1 protein-coding gene is annotated in these 2,129 nt (G+C 38.4%); it reads right to left on the bottom strand.

What is annotated here, in order from left to right; translation table 11 throughout:
• The coding region (locus NMM26_RS09505) for a Rib/alpha-like domain-containing protein (protein WP_254754330.1) at positions 1-2,129 on the bottom strand (2,129 nt) is incomplete at both ends.

Raw genomic sequence — 2,129 nt, 5'->3', positions numbered from 1 at the left:
ATATGTTTCTGAACATCTTCTGGCGTAACTGGTGTTCCAACTTTAACTACCACAGGCGTAACTTTTGGTGTTACGATAACTGGTACATTTACAGTTACTCGAATTCCATTTGGTAATTCAATTACAACCGGAATACTTGGTCTCTCACCTGGTACATCCGTTGTTGGTTTATCTCCAATTGAAATAACTTTTGCTCCTTTTGGAATGTGTTTTTCAACATCCTCAGTAGTAATTGGATCACCTTGTTTTTTAACAATATCTCCAATAGGAGTTACAGTTACTGGAATTTCTACAGTCACAACTTTACCATTTGGTAATGTAATCGTTACTTTTACAGGATCCTTCTTACCTGGTGTTGTTAAGTCTGGAAGATCTCCTACCTTAACAGTTGCTCCTTCTGGTATCTTAATTTGTTTTAGGACATCCTCTGGAGTCAGTTTTTCTTTTGTTATTGGTGTTTCAATTGGTGTAATTGGTGTTACATTCACTGGTACTTCTACCGTAACTACTTTTCCATTTGGTAAGGTAATCGTTACTTTAACTGGATCTTTCTTACCTGGCGTTGTCAAGTCTGGAATGTTTTCAACATTTGTGACCTTGCCACCTTCTGGAATCTTGATGCCTTTAGTGTAATCCTCCGGTGTTAATGGGGTAGATGTGACTGGTGTCTCAATCTCTTTAACAGGTGTTACATTAACTGGGACTTCTACTGTAATCACTTTTCCATTTGGTAATTCTACAGTGACTTTAACTGGATCTTTCTTACCTGGAGTTGTCAAGTCTGGAATGTTTTCAACATTTGTGACCTTGCCACCTTCTGGAATCTTGATGCCTTTAGTGTAATCCTCTGGTGTTAATGGGGTAGATGTGACTGGTGTCTCAATCTCTTTAACAGGTGTTACATTCACTGGGACTTCTACTGTAATCACTTTTCCATTTGGTAATTCAACCGTTACTTTAACTGGATCCTTCTTACCTGGAGTTGTCAAGTCTGGAATGTTTTCAACATTTGTGACCTTGCCACCTTCTGGAATCTTGATGCCTTTAGTGTAGTCCTCTGGCGTTAACGGAGTATTCGTTACTGGCGTTTCAATTTCCTTAACTGGCGTTACATTAACTGGAACGTCAACAGTAATTGTTTTTCCATTTGGTAATTCAACCGTTACTTTAACTGGATCCTTCTTACCTGGAGTTGTCAAGTCTGGAATGTTTTCAACATTTGTGACCTTGCCACCCTCTGGAATTTTAATTCCTTTGGTGTAATCCTCTGGCGTTAACGGAGTATTCGTTACTGGCGTTTCAATTTCCTTAACTGACGTTACATTAACTGGAATGTCAACAGTAATCACTTTTCCATTTGGTAATTCAACTGTTACCTTAACTGGATCTTTCTTACCTGGAGTTGTTAAGTCTGGAATGTTCTCAACATTTGTGACCTTGCCACCTTCTGGAATCGTGATTCCTTTTGTATAATCCTCTGGCGTTAACGGAGTATTCGTTACTGGCGTTTCAATTTCATTAACTGGAGTTACATTAACTGGAACGTCAACAGTAATCACTTTTCCATTTGGTAATTCTACAGTGACTTTAACTGGATCTTTCTCACCTGGAGTTGTCAAGTCTGGAATATTTTCTACATTGGTTACTTTTCCACCTTCTGGAACTTTAACAAATTTAGCAATATCCTCTTTTGTTAAAGGTGTATTCGTTACTGGCGTTTCAATTGGTGTTGGTTTAGCTTCTACCACCTTAATCGTAGCGGGAACTTCAACCAATACATTTCCATTTCTATCTTTCACAACTACTGTTACTGGTTTATCACCAACAGTTGTTGCATCGAACGGTTCAGTCTGTCCATCTGGAACTTTGTACTCAAATGTTGAACCTTCTGGGTAATCACTTGGAGTAATACTATCTCTTGCTTGTGGTTTTTCAGTTGGATTTACAGGAATTAATTGTTCCTTGCCTTCCACTACCTTAACCTTAGCAGGAACTTCTACCAGTTTATCTTCCCCATCTTTTGCTTCTACAATAACATCTTTTTCGCCTGGTGTTGTTGTATCTACTGGAGTTTTATATTTGAATGTTACCCCATCTGGATATTGCTCAGGATCAATATTCTTAGAAGC

Origin of the sequence: Streptococcus sp. CF7_Ac1-8, assembly GCF_024295435.1 — a bacterium.
Taxonomy (GTDB): domain Bacteria; phylum Bacillota; class Bacilli; order Lactobacillales; family Streptococcaceae; genus Streptococcus; species Streptococcus mitis_AP.
This window is presented reverse-complemented; position numbering and strand designations above follow the sequence as displayed.